Annotated in this window: 17 protein-coding genes; 13 read left to right on the top strand and 4 right to left on the bottom strand. The window is 64.0% G+C overall.

Annotation, left to right across the window (positions count from 1 at the left end):
* The first annotated feature begins 465 nt into the window (after positions 1-465).
* The 11 genes from AAFN88_RS16115 (at position 466) to AAFN88_RS16065 (ending at position 9921) form a co-directional block, all read left to right on the top strand.
* Positions 466-1605 carry a TRAP transporter substrate-binding protein gene (locus AAFN88_RS16115; protein ID WP_347521426.1) on the top strand — a complete coding sequence of 380 codons (1140 nt, stop codon included), beginning with the start codon at positions 466-468 and terminating at the stop codon, positions 1603-1605.
* 125 nt (positions 1606-1730) lie between these two features.
* The gene (locus AAFN88_RS16110; protein ID WP_347521425.1) at positions 1731-2375 is read left to right on the top strand and encodes a TRAP transporter small permease subunit; all 645 of its coding nucleotides are present in this window, start codon (positions 1731-1733) and stop codon (positions 2373-2375) included.
* The gene (locus AAFN88_RS16105; protein WP_347521424.1) at positions 2372-3790 is read left to right on the top strand and encodes a TRAP transporter large permease subunit; all 1419 of its coding nucleotides are present in this window, start codon (positions 2372-2374) and stop codon (positions 3788-3790) included. The genes AAFN88_RS16110 and AAFN88_RS16105 overlap by 4 nt, the downstream gene beginning before the upstream one ends.
* Before the next feature lie 4 nt (positions 3791-3794).
* Entirely contained in the window at positions 3795-5141 is a 1347-nt protein-coding gene (locus AAFN88_RS16100) for an amidase (RefSeq protein ID WP_347521423.1), read from the top strand.
* Between the two features lie 27 nt (positions 5142-5168).
* The gene (locus AAFN88_RS16095) at positions 5169-5345 is read left to right on the top strand and encodes a hypothetical protein (protein WP_347521422.1); all 177 of its coding nucleotides are present in this window, start codon (positions 5169-5171) and stop codon (positions 5343-5345) included.
* A 652-nt stretch (positions 5346-5997) separates the two neighbouring features.
* Positions 5998-6816, top strand: a complete 819-nt coding sequence (locus AAFN88_RS16090) for a response regulator transcription factor (RefSeq protein WP_347521421.1) — start codon at positions 5998-6000, stop codon at positions 6814-6816.
* Between the two features lie 121 nt (positions 6817-6937).
* Positions 6938-7249 (top strand): hypothetical protein, encoded by a 312-nt coding sequence (locus tag AAFN88_RS16085; RefSeq protein ID WP_347521420.1) that lies wholly within the window; start codon positions 6938-6940, stop codon positions 7247-7249.
* A gap of 433 nt (positions 7250-7682) precedes the next feature.
* Positions 7683-7997 (top strand): hypothetical protein, encoded by a 315-nt coding sequence (locus tag AAFN88_RS16080; protein WP_347521419.1) that lies wholly within the window; start codon positions 7683-7685, stop codon positions 7995-7997.
* Positions 7998-8117: 120 nt separating this feature from the next.
* A complete protein-coding gene (locus tag AAFN88_RS16075) occupies positions 8118-8492 on the top strand; it encodes a hypothetical protein (RefSeq protein WP_347521418.1) in 375 nt (124 codons plus the stop codon).
* 47 nt (positions 8493-8539) lie between these two features.
* A complete protein-coding gene (locus AAFN88_RS16070; RefSeq protein ID WP_347521417.1) occupies positions 8540-9238 on the top strand; it encodes a C39 family peptidase in 699 nt (232 codons plus the stop codon).
* A gap of 11 nt (positions 9239-9249) precedes the next feature.
* Positions 9250-9921 carry a hypothetical protein gene (locus AAFN88_RS16065; protein ID WP_347521415.1) on the top strand — a complete coding sequence of 224 codons (672 nt, stop codon included), beginning with the start codon at positions 9250-9252 and terminating at the stop codon, positions 9919-9921.
* A 41-nt stretch (positions 9922-9962) separates the two neighbouring features.
* On the opposite strand, the gene AAFN88_RS16060 is transcribed toward AAFN88_RS16065, so the two are convergent.
* Complete coding sequence (locus tag AAFN88_RS16060) at positions 9963-11288, bottom strand: transporter (protein ID WP_347521414.1); 1326 nt, start codon at positions 11286-11288, stop codon at positions 9963-9965.
* 22 nt (positions 11289-11310) lie between these two features.
* Positions 11311-12549: a sigma-54 dependent transcriptional regulator gene (locus AAFN88_RS16055; protein ID WP_347521413.1), complete on the bottom strand. Its 1239-nt coding sequence runs from the start codon at positions 12547-12549 to the stop codon at positions 11311-11313.
* 406 nt (positions 12550-12955) lie between these two features.
* Between AAFN88_RS16055 and AAFN88_RS16050 the strand changes: the two genes are divergently transcribed.
* Positions 12956-13906: a D-2-hydroxyacid dehydrogenase family protein gene (locus AAFN88_RS16050; protein WP_347521412.1), complete on the top strand. Its 951-nt coding sequence runs from the start codon at positions 12956-12958 to the stop codon at positions 13904-13906.
* Positions 13907-14036: 130 nt separating this feature from the next.
* Positions 14037-14873: a DUF547 domain-containing protein gene (locus AAFN88_RS16045; protein ID WP_347521411.1), complete on the top strand. Its 837-nt coding sequence runs from the start codon at positions 14037-14039 to the stop codon at positions 14871-14873.
* Positions 14874-14930: 57 nt separating this feature from the next.
* Here the strand turns inward: AAFN88_RS16045 and AAFN88_RS16040 are convergent, their stop codons facing one another.
* Both AAFN88_RS16040 and AAFN88_RS16035 read right to left on the bottom strand, forming a co-directional pair.
* Complete coding sequence (locus AAFN88_RS16040; protein WP_347521410.1) at positions 14931-15719, bottom strand: DUF1194 domain-containing protein; 789 nt, start codon at positions 15717-15719, stop codon at positions 14931-14933.
* A gap of 116 nt (positions 15720-15835) precedes the next feature.
* On the bottom strand, positions 15836-16150 hold the full coding sequence (locus AAFN88_RS16035; protein WP_347521409.1) for a hypothetical protein: 315 nt from the start codon (positions 16148-16150) through the stop codon (positions 15836-15838).
* Positions 16151-16180 lie beyond the last annotated feature (30 nt).

Raw genomic sequence — 16180 nt, 5'->3', positions numbered from 1 at the left:
TTTCTGTTGTGGTTACGAAGATTTGTCGTGCAGTATGAAGCGGGTTCCCGGACTGCGGGAATCAGCCACGGTGAAAGCCTCGGGAAACAGGGGCGGTGGAACGAAATGGTACTTAGGGAGGAAAGCAACAGCGCGCCGCAGGACCTTGGGTAGCGCCGGTATCGCGCGGTCGTGGCGAGGGCTGTCGCACCGCCGGTGACGGTCGCCTGCGACCAGGAATTTCAGTCAATTGATCGCCGCAATACCGCCACGGCGCCGCCACGCGGCCGCTGGTGCGGTGGCCGGGTTGTCGCCTGGTCGGTTCCGTTTCGGTTCTGCGGTATGTTCACGATTTGTGGATTTGCACAAGAATCGAAGGTGGTTTGTGCTAGTTTTGAAGGGTTGGTGACGTCCGGTCTCGATGCCAGCCAAAGTCCGAGGAGGACCGGCCCACGACGGGTCATCAATAAAAATGGGAGGAAAGCTGTGAAGAATAAGTCCGAAACAAAAGCAGTATCGCGCCGCAAGCTCCTGAAAGGCGGCGCCATTGCCGCCGGTGCGACCGCGGCGAGCACGCTGGCGGCGCCGGCTGCCATCGGCCAGGCCCCGCTGGTTGTGAAGATGCAGACGTCCTGGCCGGCCTCCGATATCTGGATGGATTTCGCCCGCCAGTATGTCGAGCGCGTGGAAAAGATGTCCGGCGGCCGCCTGAAAGTCGACCTCTTGCCTGCTGGCGCCGTGGTCGCGGCTTTCCAGGTGCTGGACGCGGTGAACGACGGCGTGCTCGATGCCGCCCACACCGTGCCGGTCTACTGGTACGGCAAGCACAAGGCCGCCTCGCTGTTCGGCACCGGTCCGGTGTTCGGCGGCAGCGCCAACACCATGCTGGCGTGGTTCTATGCCGGCGGCGGCAAGGAGCTCTACGCGGAACTGACCCAGCAGATTCTCGGCCTCAACGTCTATGGCTTCTACGGCTTCCCGATGCCGGCTCAGCCTTTCGGCTGGTTCAAGGAGCCGGTCAGCAAGGTGTCGGACCTGCAGGGCTTCAAGTACCGCACCGTGGGCTTGGCCGCCGATCTCATGCAACGTCTCGGCATGAGCGTGGCCCAGTTGCCGGGCGGTGAAATCGTGCCGGCCATGGAGCGCGGCGTGATCGACGCCTTCGAGTTCAACAATCCGTCGTCCGACATGCGCTTCGGTGCTCAGGACGTGGCCAAGAACTACATGCTGTCGTCCTATCACCAGGCCAGTGAGTCGTTCGAATTCCTCTTCAATAAGGATTTCTTCGACGACCTGCCGGACGATTTGTCGGCCATCCTGCAGTACGGCGTGGAGGCGGTCAGCACCTCCAATACCGCGCTCGCGCTGGATAACTATTCTTCGGACCTGCAGAAGCTGCAGTCCGAACATGGCGTGACCGTCCACCGGACCTCCAAGGAGATCCTCGACGCCGAGCTGAAGGCCTGGGACGAGTTGATCCCGACCCTGGAAGAGGACGCCTACATGAAAAAGGTCCTCGACAGCCAGCGCGCCTGGGTTGAGCGGGTTGTGTTCTACGAGTTGATGAACTCGCCGGACTACGCGCTTGCTTATAACCACTACTTCCCTGGCAAGCTGAAACTGTAAGCTGCGGGATTTCTGCATGACCGCTCCGGCTGCTCGGTCCACAATACCGGCGCCGGAGCGGATTGCTGATTGCCCCCGGCAAGCAGTTGGTTTTCGAAGCATTCAACAATGGCTGAGATGAGGCGATGATCCGCTACATCAGGTTTGCCGACCGGCTTTCGGCCTGGTTCGGCAAGGCCTTTGCCTGGACGATCCTGGTAATGACCTTCGGCATGGCCTATGAGGTTTTCGTGCGTTACCTGCTGAACGCGCCGACCTCCTGGTCGCTGGACGTCTCCTTCATCATGTACGGCACGCTCTTCATGATGGGCGGCGCCTACACGCTGTCGCGCGGCGGCCACGTGCGCGGCGATTTCATCTACCGGCTCTGGCAGCCGAAGACCCAGGCGAAGGTGGAACTGGTCCTCTACTTCATCTTCTTCTTCCCCGGCGTTCTGGCCCTCGTTCTTTCCGGATGGAAGTATGCCGCGCGTTCCTGGGGCTATCTGGAGGTCAGCGTAAACAGCCCCGCCGGCGTCCCCGTCTTCCAGCTGAAGTCGGTGATCGTGGCGGCGGGCCTGCTGCTGGTGGTCCAGGGTATCGCCCAGATCATGCGCTGCATCCTCTGCATCCGCACAAACGAATGGCTGCGGGCAGCCGACGACATCGAGGAAACCGAGGTCATGCTGATGGACAAGAAGGCGCACGAGGTGCTCGACCACGGTTCCGAGGCCATCGACTACGTAAAGCCGTTGGACCAAAACACCGGCCGGGGTGACACGCGCTCATGAGCGATCCGCAAATTGCCCTCTTCATGCTGGGCATCTTCATTATCATCATCTTCCTGGGCTTTCCGATCGCCTTCACGCTGATGGCCATGGGCATCAGTTTCGGCTACTACGCCTACTTCGACGGCCCGCGCATGTGGCGGGCCTATAACCGGGCGGTGGAAGGGGGCGCGGATTCCTGGACCCAGGCGGAGCTCTGGGTCGAAGGCCTGTTCAACAACCGGATTTTCGACCTCTTCATCAATCAGACATACTCGGTGATGACCAACGAGGTCCTCACGGCGGTGCCGCTGTTCCTCTTCATGGGCTATATCGTGGAGCGCGCCAATATCGTCGCGCGGCTGTTCTCCACCCTGAACATCGCCTCGCGGCGGATTCCCGGCTCCATGGCCGTGGCGGCGCTCATCACCTGCACGCTCTTCGCCACCGCCACCGGCATCGTCGGCGCGGTGGTGACGCTGATGGGGCTGCTGGCGCTGCCGGCCATGTTGAACGCGCGCTACGAGAGCAGCTTCGCGTCGGGCATCATCTGTGCCGGCGGCACGCTGGGCATCCTGATCCCGCCGTCGATCATGCTGATCGTCTATGCCGCTTCCTCGGGTGTGTCGATCGTGCAGCTCTATGCCGGTGCGATCCTGCCGGGGCTTCTGCTCTCGGGACTCTATCTTTGCTATGTGGTGGGGCGCGCTATCGTGCAGCCGCAAGTGGCGCCGCGACCAAGGGCCGACGAGGTGCCGGACATTCCTTTCTTCAAGCTCGTCGTGTTGCTGCTGACGTCGTTCTTCCCGCTCGCCTTTCTTATCCTGGCGGTTCTGGGCGCTATTCTCTTCGGCCTGGCGACGCCGACAGAAGCGGCCTCGATCGGCGCGCTGGGCGGCCTGGTCCTGGCCGTCGCTTATCGGGCGCTGACCTGGAATCGGTTGCGGGAATCGGTCTACCTCACGGTGCGCACGACGGCGATGGTCTGCTGGCTCTTCGTCGGGTCCTGGACCTTCTCCTCGGTCTTCTCCTACCTGGGCGGTGAGCAGGTCATCAACGAGTTCGTCACCGGCCTCAACATCTCGCCACTGCAGTTCCTCTTGCTGGCCCAACTCATCATCTTCCTGCTCGGCTGGCCGCTCGAGTGGTCGGAGATCATCATCATCTTCGTGCCGATCTTCCTGCCGCTGCTGCCGCACTTCGGCATCGACCCGCTGTTCTTCGGCATTCTCGTGGCCCTGAACCTGCAGACGTCCTTCCTGACTCCGCCGATGGCGATGTCGGCCTACTACCTGAAGGGGATCGCGCCACCTCAAGTGCAGTTGGTGCAGATATTCAAGGGCTGCTTCCCCTTCCTGCTGCTGGTGTTTGTTGCCATGGCGGTGCTCTACCTGCAGCCGCAGATCGCCTTCTGGCTGCCTGGCCTGATCTACGGGTGAGCCGATGGTTGTGGTGAACGACGATATCCTGAGGCTCGATGCGGTCGAACTGCGCGACCGGCTCGCCGGTGGCGCGCTTAGGGCCGTGGAATTGGCCGAGGCTTGCCTCGGCGTCGTCGGCCGCCGCGAGGAGGACGTCGGCGCCTGGGCCTGGCTGGATGGCGACCATGTGATGCAGCAGGCCCGCCGGCTGGACGAGCATCGCGCGGCCGGGCGCCCCATCGGACCGTTGCATGGCCTGCCGGTGGGTTTGAAGGACGTCATCGACACCGAGGGGATTCCCACCGAGAACGGCACGCCGCTGGATGCCGGCCGCAAGCCGTCAGCCGATGCCTACGTGGTCAAACGTCTGAAGCAGGCCGGCGCGCTCATCATGGGCAAGACGGTGACGACCGAACTGGCCCTGCGCAGTCCGGGCAAGACGCGCAATCCCCATGATCCGGCCCACACTCCCGGTGGCTCCTCCTCGGGGTCCGCCGCCGCGGTGGCCGCGGGCATGGTGCCGCTGGCGCTGGGCACTCAGACCGTGGGCTCGGTGATCCGGCCGGCGTCCTTTTGTGGCGTGGTGGGCTACAAGCCGACCTTCGGCGCGATACCGCGCAGCGGGGTGCTTTCCCAGGCGCCGTCGCTGGATACCCTGGGCGTCTTCGGCGCCAGCATCGGCGCGGCCGCCTTGCTGGCCGACAGCCTCTTCGGCCAGGACGACGGCGATCCGGCGACCGCCCTGATGCCGTCGCCGCGCCTGCCGGAGACCGCCGCGTCCGCGCCGCCGGTGAATCCGGCCTTCGCCCTGGTGCGCCAGCCGGCCTGGGACACCGCTTCGGCCGACGTTCACGACGGTTTCGCCGAGTTGTCGGAGGCCCTGGGCGAGAACTGTGACGAGGTGGAACTGCCGCCGGTTTTCGCACAGGCGCTGCAGCTCTGCGAGTTGGTGCAGCTCGCGGAGCTTTCCAAGTCCTATCACCACTATGAAAGGCGCGGCCGCGACAAGCTGAGCGGCGAGATGCAGCAGGCTATAGACGAGGGCCGGCGTATCCTGGCGCACGATTACCTGGCGGCTCTCGACTGGCCGCGGCTGTTGAACGATGCGCTGGAGGCGATCTTCAGCCGATACGATGCGATTCTCACGCCGGCTTCCCCGGGGGCGGCGCCGGAAGGGCTGAGTTCCACCGGCAGCCCGGCCTTCAACGGCATCTGGACTTTCTGCGGCACGCCCGCGGTGACGCTGCCGCTGTTGCAGGGGGAGAATGGCTTGCCGGTCGGCGTGCAACTGGTCGGCCGGCGCGGCGACGACGGCCGTCTGCTGCGCAGCGCGCACTGGCTGGCCGGATTTCTTGCCGAAGCGGCATAGAACGCGCGATGCAGAGGGTACGAAGATATGATAATTGATAAGGTGATTGGCGTCTTGGCCGTGGCTGTGCTGCTCGGATTCTTCGGTATCCTGGTCGGCTTTGTCCCCGATCCCGAACTGATCGCGGTGATCGTCGTCGTCGCCGTGATGGCGATCTATGAATTCTATGTCATGCTCTTCAAGACAAAGAACGGCGGGCAGTAGAGCAAGGAAACCGCTAGGGCTGATCAGGGCCGGCGGGAATCGCCAGAGGCGATCCACCGCCCCTGTGGATCCGATCTGGTCTCCCTTGTTGTGGCGAATCGGCCTTGGCGCGGTAGAAGGCGGGGCCGGACCTGCTGCTTCCTGTGTTTCACCAAACAGTTTCCTAAAAATTGCGAATGTATTCCGCCGCCTCTGACTTTTCTTTTCATTTCGTACTGCCTCAGGAATATTTTTCGATTACGTTCGCCGGAAAGTCACGTTGCTCCGTGAAAGTCATTGTATTTGTTTCGGCGGCAGCGTTATCCTTCCTGTCAGGAGTATTCGGAAAGCGGAGCCTCGCGCTTCCGAGCAGCTTGGCGGCTGCGGCAGCGCGAAACGTGAGCGAAAGGGCTCATGCCTGACTTTCTGAATGAAGCGGCCGTGCGATCTCCGGTCTGATTATCGCCGGAGCCGCCGCTCCCGGATTGGATCATAGTCGATGCATCAAGCCTACTTGCCTGCCTTGCGGGGGTGCGTGCTGTGAGAAATCGCTTTCGAGAGGGCCCGTATCCGGAACCCCCGGCGGCGCGGCGGCAAACGCTCGTGAACCGGGCGAGATGTCTCTTCCGTAGAACTCCGTAGGCGATGCTCGCAGGTGGAGGAGGGGTGATCGATGAAAGTTGCCCTGGCCGATGACCATGCGCTCTTTCGTGCGGGGCTGCGATGCGCGCTGAGCGATGCCTTCGGCGACGAGATAGAGGTGGTGGAGGCATCCGATTATAACGGGCTGCAGACTATTCTCAGCGGATCCGGCGACCTTGACCTGATACTCTGCGATCAGTGCATGGCGGGAATGGATCCTGACAAGAGCATTCGCCGTCTCGTCGAATTGCGCCCGGAAACGCCGCTTGTCGTGGTCTCCGCTTCGGAGAGGCCGCTCGATGCCCGCCGATCGATCCAGCAGGGCGCCAGGGGGTACATCTTCAAAAGTGACAGTCTCGCGGTCTTGGAGCGGGTTCTGGAACTGGTGTTGGCCGGAGGCGCCTACGCGCCGGTTTCGGCCTTGATGGCGTCATCGGAACCGTCTTGCCGTACTGCGCCGGCCGGTGGCGAACCCGGCGCCGGTGAAGTGGAGAAGCCGGTTCAGTCTCTGAGCCGCCGTCAGACGATGATCTTCGAGCGGCTGGTGGACGGAAAATCCAACAAGCTGATCGCGCGCGAACTGGGCATCGCCGAAGGTACGGTCAAGGCTCAGTTGCGCACGGTCTTCCGCAAGCTGGGGGTTCACAATCGCACCCAGGCGGCGCTTTTCGCCGCGCAGGTCTTCGGGACGGAACGTCGCGGCGGCGGCCGGGCCGCGGACGATTGGGCGGAAGGCGACGGCAGCCAGGACGCTTCGCCGGCCCCGCGGCAGAACGCGGACGGCAGGGTGAGGTTTACGAATTGCCCCGGGGGCTCGGTCTTTCCGGTTGGCCGCGCCGGTCTGGCGTAGCCGCGATGTAGATCCTCGATGGTTCGGACGACGCTGGCACATTGATTGCTTTCGTCACTGCGGGACGACGGGACATCGCGCCGGACAACCGGCGAAGCCGAGCGGAACCGCGGAGGACCAGATGATCAAATGGGCAGTCGCCGCCACGCTGGTGCTTGCGTCGGCTCTGTTGGCGCCGGGCAGCGGCCGGGCTTGGCAAAATCAAACCGGAGACGCTTTGCTGCTGCTGGATGCGGCACCGCTCGACGCAGGGGCATTGAGCCGGGAGGCCGCGCGCGGCGCCGGCCTTGAGATGCAGCCTGTGCCGGGCCCGGTCAACGACTTCGGGGTCATCCTCTGGGACGAGATGAAACAGGGCCGGCCGCCTGCGCCGCAGCCGCGCGTGATGTCCGGCGGGCAGGGAATGAACTCGGTCAGTGCGAAGTCCCGATAAAGGGGCCGGGTCTTCTCCGCCCTTCGCTGAAGGCCGTCAACGCCAACTGCAGGGTCCGTCGTCCTTACACCGTAAAGCTCTCGATACGTTTCAGCCGCGAGACCGGTTGCGGCGCCGGCTGTTGCACAAGCGGACGGACTGTAAAGCCAGATGAACCCCTGCCGTCGGGTTCTGAAACCCCATCGAAGCCGGGGGCCGCGGCGGCCCGTCCATGACCCAAGGGAATCCAGGCCAAAGAGGAGACCGGCGCGCTGTGGCACGGCTGTTGCTTCTTGTCCGGGGGAAGGCGTGCGAAGCAGGCCTTCATGCGGGAGGTCCCACAGGGCGGCCGGCCCCTTCGGGGGTGAAGGCGGCCGGCGAGGGAACCTTCCGGCAAGCCACGCTTCCCGCGTGGAAGCGAAGGACCGGAAAAAGCAACACTAGGAGACCGATCATGAAGAAATCTCTTATCGCAGCCGCCTCGGCTTTCGCCCTGATCATTGGCGGGACGAGCCCGTCCTGGGCCTTCCTCGACGACCAGGAGAATACCGCCGTGGCCGTCAGCGTCCTCGGTCAGACCCACACCAACAACGGGAACGTCAACACCATGAACGCCCTCCTGCAGGCGCAGGGCAACGTTCTGAACAACAACTTCGGCAACAACACCTTCCGCGCCCAGGTGCTGAACCAGCAGAACATCAACTCGGGCGTCAACTCGGCCCTGCAGGGCGCCAACTCGGTGGCCATCGGCGCCAACGTGATGAACTGACCCTTTGAGATCGTAAAACGGCTTCTGCGAGGAGGCCTGTCCGGTGCGCTCCCGTCCGGGGGGCACCGGACCCCCCCGCGGAGACGATCTCGCAACCTGCAATGCTTGGGAGGCGTTGCCATGTTGTCCAAGATGCAAAGGCTCGCCTTTTCGGCAGCCATCGCCGGCGCCGGCGTTCTCTGCAGCGCGGTTCCGGCGGCGGCGGAGAGCGCGTTCCTGGATTGGGGAGCGGTGCCGGCGCAGGAACTGGCCGAGGAGCGCGGCATGGCCCTGGCAATCGATGAGGCCGAGCTCGCCAAGGCCATCGGCGCGCAGCAACAGACCGTCGACATCACCGGAGATGTGCTGGCGGCGGCCGGTGACAACAATTTCGGATCTCATACCTTCGCCGGCCAGATAATGTCGGTGAACATCTTCAATACCGGCCACAACAACGCCATACAGGTCCAGAACGTCATAGCGGTGACCGTGCTCGACAGCACGGTCTCGCCATAGGGGCGGGCGCAATGGGACAGGCACAGAGCATTACGGCCCTTCGGCATGTGGCCTGCCTGCTGACGGTCGCCGGCCTGCTGGCGGGATCGAACCTCTCATTGTCCGTTGCCAGGGGTGCGGAGGCCCGTTTCGTCTCCGCCGGCGGCATGGCGTTCAATCTCAAGGTAAAGAGCTTCAGGGAGCGCAAATGGGAGTCGGTGATCCGGCAGGAGCGCGACTTTTCTTGCGGTTCGGCCGCGGTCGCGACTTTGCTCTCCTATCATTACAATCGCCCCACCCATGAGGAAGAGGTCTTCCAAGCGATGTTCGCCGCCGGGGATCGCGAGAAGATCATGGCCCAGGGATTCTCGCTGCTCGATATGAAACGGTACCTGGACACCCAGGGCTATACGGCCGACGGCTTCCGGGTCTCTCTCGATAAGCTGGCCGAGGTCGGCGTCCCGGCGATCGTCCTGCTGAACATCAGCGGCTATCGGCACTTCGTCGTGATCAAGGGAATCTCCTCAGAGGATGTCCTTGTCGGCGATCCGTCGCGCGGCATTCAACGGTACAAGCGGGCGGCCTTCGAGGAGTTTCTGGAAAACGACATCGTTTTCGTCGTTCGCACCAAGGTCGACGTGGCCAAGGCGAACTTCAACCTCGTCGAGGATTGGGCCGCTCATCCCAAGGCGCCGCTAGGGCCGGCGGTTGCCCAGAGCAACCTGGCGAACATCACGATCTATCTGCCCGGATCGGGCTTGCGCTGAGGAGGCATCCGATGTCCAGCAGAGTCGTACCGACAGCCCATAGAAAGACCTTCGGACGTGCCGGCCGGGCGGTGAGAGGCTGCGTATTGGCGGCCGTGGCGGCGCTGGGCGTGGCAGCCTGCTCCAGCGTAACAAGCCACCAGGCCTTGCGGGCTGCCCAGCCCTGCGGCCCCGGAGACGGCGCGGCCGAGGCCGGATCCGGATGTCCCGGGCAGGGCAACGTGCTGGTGGCCATGGCCAGCGGGCAGCCGATCGCGCGGGACGACGTGGTCGAGCGCCGGGTTCTTGACCAGCAGCGCGGCGGTTACATCGTCGCCGGCGGAATGAGGATCGATTTTGGTTTCAGGTTCGAGACCATCGTCAACGGCGTTCCCCAATTGACCTCGGTTCTGACCTACGATGAGATCCTCGCCAATCACGGGCGTTTCGCGAATCCCAGTTCGATCGTCCTGGGCGGGGGTGAACTGGGAACCACCCGGATCATTCACGCTGTTGGCGGGCCCAATGGGATCGGCACCACGATCATCACGGACCAGAGCGGTATCGATATCCGTAGCGTCTCGGTTCTGGCCATCGATATCCTCAATCTCACGCGGCTCCACAAAGGCGGGCCGAACATCGGCAGGGGGCATCGCCCGCTGCCGCTCGAACTCCACCAGGCCTTCGTCAATTCTCTGCAGTAGTTCGGGCGGGCGATCCGTCGCCGCCGGTCGCCGGGGCCTCGTCAGTTCAGGTCGAAAGTGATGGGGGTGCGCAAGGTCAGCACGACGTCCGGGGCATCCTCGGTAATGCCGACCTGGGTGTTGAGGTTGATGTTGATGTCGTCGGTGAGGGCGTAGGAAAAGCCCAGGCTCAGTCGCCCGACATCGAAGCTGTCGGACTTGATGGTGGTGCCGTCGATCTCCTGCTCCGTCTCGAAGACGAAATCGTGAGCGTAGCCGACGCTGAAGGACGCCTTGTTATTCAGTGCAAATCCCATCCCGAAGCCGAAGCCGACAACGTCGCCGGGCTGAACGTCGCCGACATGAGAGTCGCCAATCGTCTCGTCCACGTCATAGCCAAAACTGTGAGTATAGCTGGCATTGGCGAAAAACACCGCCGGATCGCTCGGATAAATGACCGAGACGCTGGGCTGGACGGCCCAGAAGCCGGATCCGGTGGAAAGCTCCGTCTCGATTCCGTCCTCATCGCGGTCGACGTCGAAGGGGCCGCGCCCGGTGGGAGACTTCACCCGGGCGTTGGCGACGAAGATGGGCCAATCGTCCTGCCCGGAGTTCAGTTGATAGCGGAAGGTGGCTTCGATATCGCCAAGATTGGCCGCATCGAGGCTGCTGGCTTCCGAGCCGCCGCCGCCGCCGACCACGTCGCGGGTCACATCGTCGTTGCGGTAAACGAAGGGGACGCGGACTTCGACTTCCGAGCGGTCGGTCACGCCGTAACGTACCGTGCCCGCGGCGGTTATGGTATCGCGGTCGGCGTCCGATACTTCGATGTCGCCGACCAGAACGGTCTCGATGATTTCGACGCCGTCGAAGAAGAAGCGAGTGCTTGTGGTGTTTTCGTATTCGATCGACGGTTCTACTACCAGGTGGTTCCTGCGGGTCAGGACGCCGCCGATGTCCTGCACGCCGGACACGTCGATACGCCGGCGTTGAGCGTCGGGGTCCTCCTCGCCGACGGGCCGGTCCGGCGTCCCGCCCTGCGCTTGCTGTGGCCCGGACGGAGCGGTCACGTAGATAACGCCCGGTGCCGCGTTGCGGCCGGAGCTGGGCTGTGGGTAAGGAGAGCCGCTATCGGCGCCGGGCGCGATCTGGTAGGGCGGCTGTCCGGATATTCCCCGGATGGCATGTTCCAGTTGGTCGATCCGGAGGCGCTGCGCTTCCAACTGCTCGCGCTGTTTCTCGATCAGATCGTACAACTGTCCGACGGTGTAGATCACCGGCTGGTGCTGCGGGATGTCCTGGGCAAAGGCGGTGCCGGAGAGGAGGGCAATGCCGAGGGAGCTCACCACTGCCGATCCGATCGAGCGTCCGGGATTGACTGTAGGCATGACCACTTCCTCTGTTTCGATTCTAGTTGGCCCGCGTCGGTGCGGCCCTGCTGCGGATGTGATATTTGTCGATCAGCCGGTAGAGCGTGACGCGGGAGACACCGAGAGCCCGCGCGGTCGAGGTCACGTTCTGGGCGTGCCGGCCCAGGCTTTCGCGAACCATCCGTTCCTCCACGCGCGCCTTTACCTGTTCCAATGTGGTTGTCCGGCAGTCGGTGGGGCGCCGCGAGATCTCCTCCGAATCGGGCGGCGCTGCGCGTTCCGTCGCTTGGCCGGCTGCATGATCGTTGGCGCTATCGGGAATCGCGTTGCCGTCGAGCCCGAGGTTGCGGGGCGATAGGAGCGGGTCGTCGGCCATCACTATCGCGCGCCTGACCCTGCTGATCAGCTCACGGACGTTGCCGGGCCAGGAATAGAGGCGAATGGCTTCCACGGCCGGGCTGCTCAGGCGATAGTCGCCACGGTCCATCTCGGCGGAGAAGCGCCTCACAAAGAACTTTGCCAGCAGAATGATATCATCCCCGCGCTGGCGCAGCGGCGGGATGTCCAGCCGCAAGCAGTTCAGGCGATGGAAGAGATCCTCGCGAAACGCGCCGCGGCGCACCTGCTCCTCCAGCTTGTGATTGGTTGCAGCGAGGACCCTTAGCGTCAAGGGCACCGGCTTGTTGCTGCCGACCCTTTCGATGGTCAGTTCCTGCAGGAAACGCAGCAAGTGAGGCTGCAAGTCCAGCGGCATGTCGCCGATCTCGTCGAGCATCAGGGTGCCGCCGTTGGCTGCTTCGATCTTGCCGATCTTGCGTTGATGCGCGCCGGTAAAGGCGCCCTTCTCGTGCCCGAAGAGTTCGGAGGCGACGAGAGAAGAAGGCAGGCCGCCGCAGTTGATCGCCACGAAGGGGCCGGCGGAGGCGTCCGAGCGTTCGTGTATGGCCTGCGCGGCGAGTTCCTTGCCGGTGCCGCTCTCGCCTTCGATGAGGACCGGAGCATCGGTGCGCGCAAAGCGGCGAATCGCTTCGAATACCGCTTTCATCGCTGGGCTCTCGCCGACCATGAAGGGCTCCGCGAAGGCTGAGGATGGTCGCTCGGCAGCGGTCTGGCCGTGCCTCTGCGGCTTCAGCCCGCGCAGCAGGGCGTTCAGATTGGGGTCGGTCTGACACAGTTTGACCAGAAGATCGGCCAGCTCCGCGTGGCCAATCGCCATTATCTCGGACCGCCCCAACTGGCCGTCTGCTTGGGCCGTGCTCTCGATCCGCTCCGGCTTCATGCTCTCCCCTGAACCGGCTGGTATTCGTTCTGCTTCGGTGCCGGTTGCATCAACGCCTGGCTAGTAGCGAAGTGTAGCTTTTATGTGTAATGCTCACGACGGTGCATAAGCGCTATGATTGTTCCGGTGGCGGCGCAAACGGCTCTAAACCTAAACCAAAGGCCTACTTCGCCGGAGGCGGGGGAGGGGGCGGGAAGGCGCTCTGCGTGCTGGGATTGCGGCGCTGCGTGTCCCTTGGATATCGAACGCCGTGACGAACGCCGGACGCGGCGATGGCCTGCCGCGGGAGTATCTAAGGTGCTATTCCTTTCGGCCTTTCCGGTGCCGCCTCGGAGGAGGCCTCGGTACTGGGTCGAGATGGCCGCAGAGCAGGCGGAGAAGCGATAATGAGGTTAGGACGATAGGCATGAAGATCGCACTCTTGGACGATTATCAGGGGGTGGCGTTGAGCAGCGCCGATTGGTCGGCGGTGCACGCCAAGGCGGCGGTGACGGTGTTCCGCGACACCATCGTGGACCCCGATGCGCTGGTGGCGCGGCTGTGCGATTTCGAGGTCGTTTGCATTATGCGGGAGCGCACACCCTTTCCCAGGGCCTTGCTGGAGCGTCTGCCCAAGTTGAAACTGTTGGTCACAACAGGTCACCGCAACGCTTCCGTCGACGTGGCCGCGGCCAAGGAACTGGGCATCGCCGTCAGCGGCACGCCGTCCTCGGCCCATGCGGCGGCGGAGCTGACCTGGGCGTTGATCATGGCGGCGGCCCGGCGCCTGGATATGGAGAACCGTTCGTTCCGCGCGGGCGGTTGGCAGGCTGGCCTTGGACGCGACTTGAACGGAGCCACCCTGGGCGTCGTCGGCTTGGGACGTCTGGGCAGCCTGGTGGCGGGCTATGGCCGTGCCTTCGGAATGAGGGTCGTCGCCTGGAGCCAGAACCTGACGCCGGCGCGAGCCGCGGAATGCGGGGCCGAGGCTGTCGAAAAGGATACGCTGTTCGGTCAGGCCGATTTCATCACCTTGCACCTCAAGCTCAGCGAGCGCAGCCGCGGCTTGGTGGGCGCGCGCGAACTGGCGTTGATGAAGCCGGATGCTTGGCTCGTCAACACTTCGCGCGGGCCGATTGTCGACCGCTCCGCCCTGCTGGCGGCCTTGGAGGCGGAGCGCATCGGCGGCGCCGCCCTGGATGTTTTCGATGAGGAGCCATTGCCGGCCGACGATCCGTTGCGCCGCCTCGACAACGTGGTAGGGACCCCGCACATCGGCTACGTGTCGCGGGAGAACTATCGAACGATGTACCGTGTGACGGCCGACAACGTCCTCTCCTTCCTGGATGGCAGGCCGCAGAACCTTATCGAGCCTTGAGGCGGGGCGCGGCGGCTGTCCGCGCAGTGCCGGCACCCTGTGCCAAACAGATCGCGCAGGATTGAATTTGCGTGGCGGCCGGTGGGCGGCAGACTGAAAGGGCCTTCGTCTCCAGAAATTTGGACGATCCATGTATCGCGCCGCCCTGCTGTTCCTCCTGATCCTCCCCCTTGGCGGATTTGGTTCCGCCGAGAGGCTCTTCGCCCCCTCGGCGGAGCGTTGGCCGCGTTGGGAACGTCATGCGCCGGACAGCCGCGAAAGATTGGAATTCGTCGCCTGGGACGCCCTGCTGCGGCGGGTCGTGACGGGCAGCGGGGACGGGATCAACCGGGTCGACTACCGCAGCCTCGCCGGCGCGGAAGCAGAGACCCTCGCGGGCATCGTTGCGGAGCTGGAGGCGGTTCCGGTCAGCACTCTCAACCGCAGCCAGCAGCTTGCTTACTGGATCAATCTCTACAATGCGGTAACGCTGCAGGTGGTCGCGCGGCACTATCCGGTGGCGTCGATCCGCGACATCGATATTTCGCCCGGCTGGTTTGCCGACGGTCCCTGGGATGCCGCGTTGGTCACGGTAGAGGGCGTGGCCTTGACTCTGAACGACATCGAGCACCGCATTCTACGGCCGGTCTGGAGCGACCCGCGCATCCACTATGCCGTCAACTGCGCCTCTCTCGGGTGCCCCAACCTTGCGCCGACGGCCTACCGGGGCGGGGATGCCGAACGGCAGCTCGCGGAGGCGGCCCGAAGCTACGTCAATCATCCGCGTGGCGTAACCGTCGCTGGCGGCGAGGTCGTGGTCTCGAAGATCTACGACTGGTTCCTGGAGGACTTCGGGGGGTCCGTCGAGGGTCTGCTGGCGCATCTGCGCCGCTATGCGTCGCCGGATCTGGCGGCGGCCCTGGCGGAAAAGAGAGAGATCGGCGGCACGGTCTACGACTGGGCGCTGAACGATACAGCGGACCCCTAGACCGCGAGCCGTAACAGGTGGCGGTAAAGGGGATGGGCAGGCAGGCTCCGGATCGGGTCAGCCGGCCGCCGGCGTGGGCAGTTCCGCGACCAAGTCCTGCCAGAATTTCTTCTCCAGGGCGACCGGCAGGTCCGATGGCTTTCCGACCGTCATCAGGAAGGCGCCGGGGCCGCCGACGATGTTTCGGCGGAAGTAGTCCGGCAGGTCGGGCATGTTTCCGAACACCACGCCGTTGATCGTCACCCCCTGGCGGATCGCTTGATCCCGCACGGCACGCGGGTCTTGACCGTCGTTGTCGACGCCGTTGCTGAGGACGTTGATGACCGAGCGGTGGGCCGGGAAGGGCGCGGCCATGCTGATCTCGAGCGCCGACCTTACGGCTTCGGCGATATCGGTCATCCCGCGGGCGCCATGGTCCATGCTGGAGGGACGAAAGATGCCGTAGCCTCTGCGGTCGATCCGCGGCGCGGCGTCGAGAAGAGACGCGACACGGGTGGCGTCGGCATGGTTTTCGATCACCGTCCAGGGGACGACGATCTTTATGTCGCCGCCGCTGGACCAGGTGAAGGCGAAGAAGCCGACCCGCTGCCGCCGGCCCTCTGAGACGCGGGCAAGGAAACGCGGGTCGACCACGCCGCGTGACAGGCCGTCGTATTGCAGCGCCTCTTCTTGCTGGGTGATCGAGTCGGAAACGTCGATGGCGGTAATGATGTTGATGTCCGTCGCCTCGGGCATCGGATGATCGCGCGAGGCCAGCCTTTCGGCGGCAAGATCCTGTGCCGACGCCGGATAGGCGGCGGCCAGGAACAGCCCGAAAAGAGCGGCGGCAGCGCGTCTGAACATCATGGCCAAGACAGCTTCGATGGTGCTTCTCGGCGTCGAGTACAGCAGACAGATGAGAAAAAGCGGTTAACGGGCCGCTAAGTATAAAGTCCCGCCGGGGGCGGCAACGCCGCTGGGCCTCAGGCGGCCATCCCCGCGGCCGGCCGGGCCTTCGGCAGGCTGAAGCGCTTGGTCAGCGGATTGAACATGATCCGGTAGGCGGCCGCCAGTTTGTCCAGATGGCCGGCGGCAGTCTCCGGATCCAGCCCCGTCGCTTGCGCGATCTCCTCGGCCGTTGACGGCGGCATGTCGGCCAGGACACGACAGATCAGCAGGCGCGGATCCTGGGAAGCGGGTTTGCTGTCCATGTGGAGGCCAACCTTGTCGCGTGAACGGAACTTGCGCCTGGCGAAGCAGGCGCAGAGTGAGACAGCGCGACTTTCAACGGCAAACATATAACGCTTCCTTAACCAAAAGAGCTTTCT

Origin of the sequence: Pelagibius sp. CAU 1746, assembly GCF_039839785.1 — a bacterium.
Lineage (GTDB): Bacteria > Pseudomonadota > Alphaproteobacteria > Kiloniellales > Kiloniellaceae > Pelagibius.
This window is presented reverse-complemented; position numbering and strand designations above follow the sequence as displayed.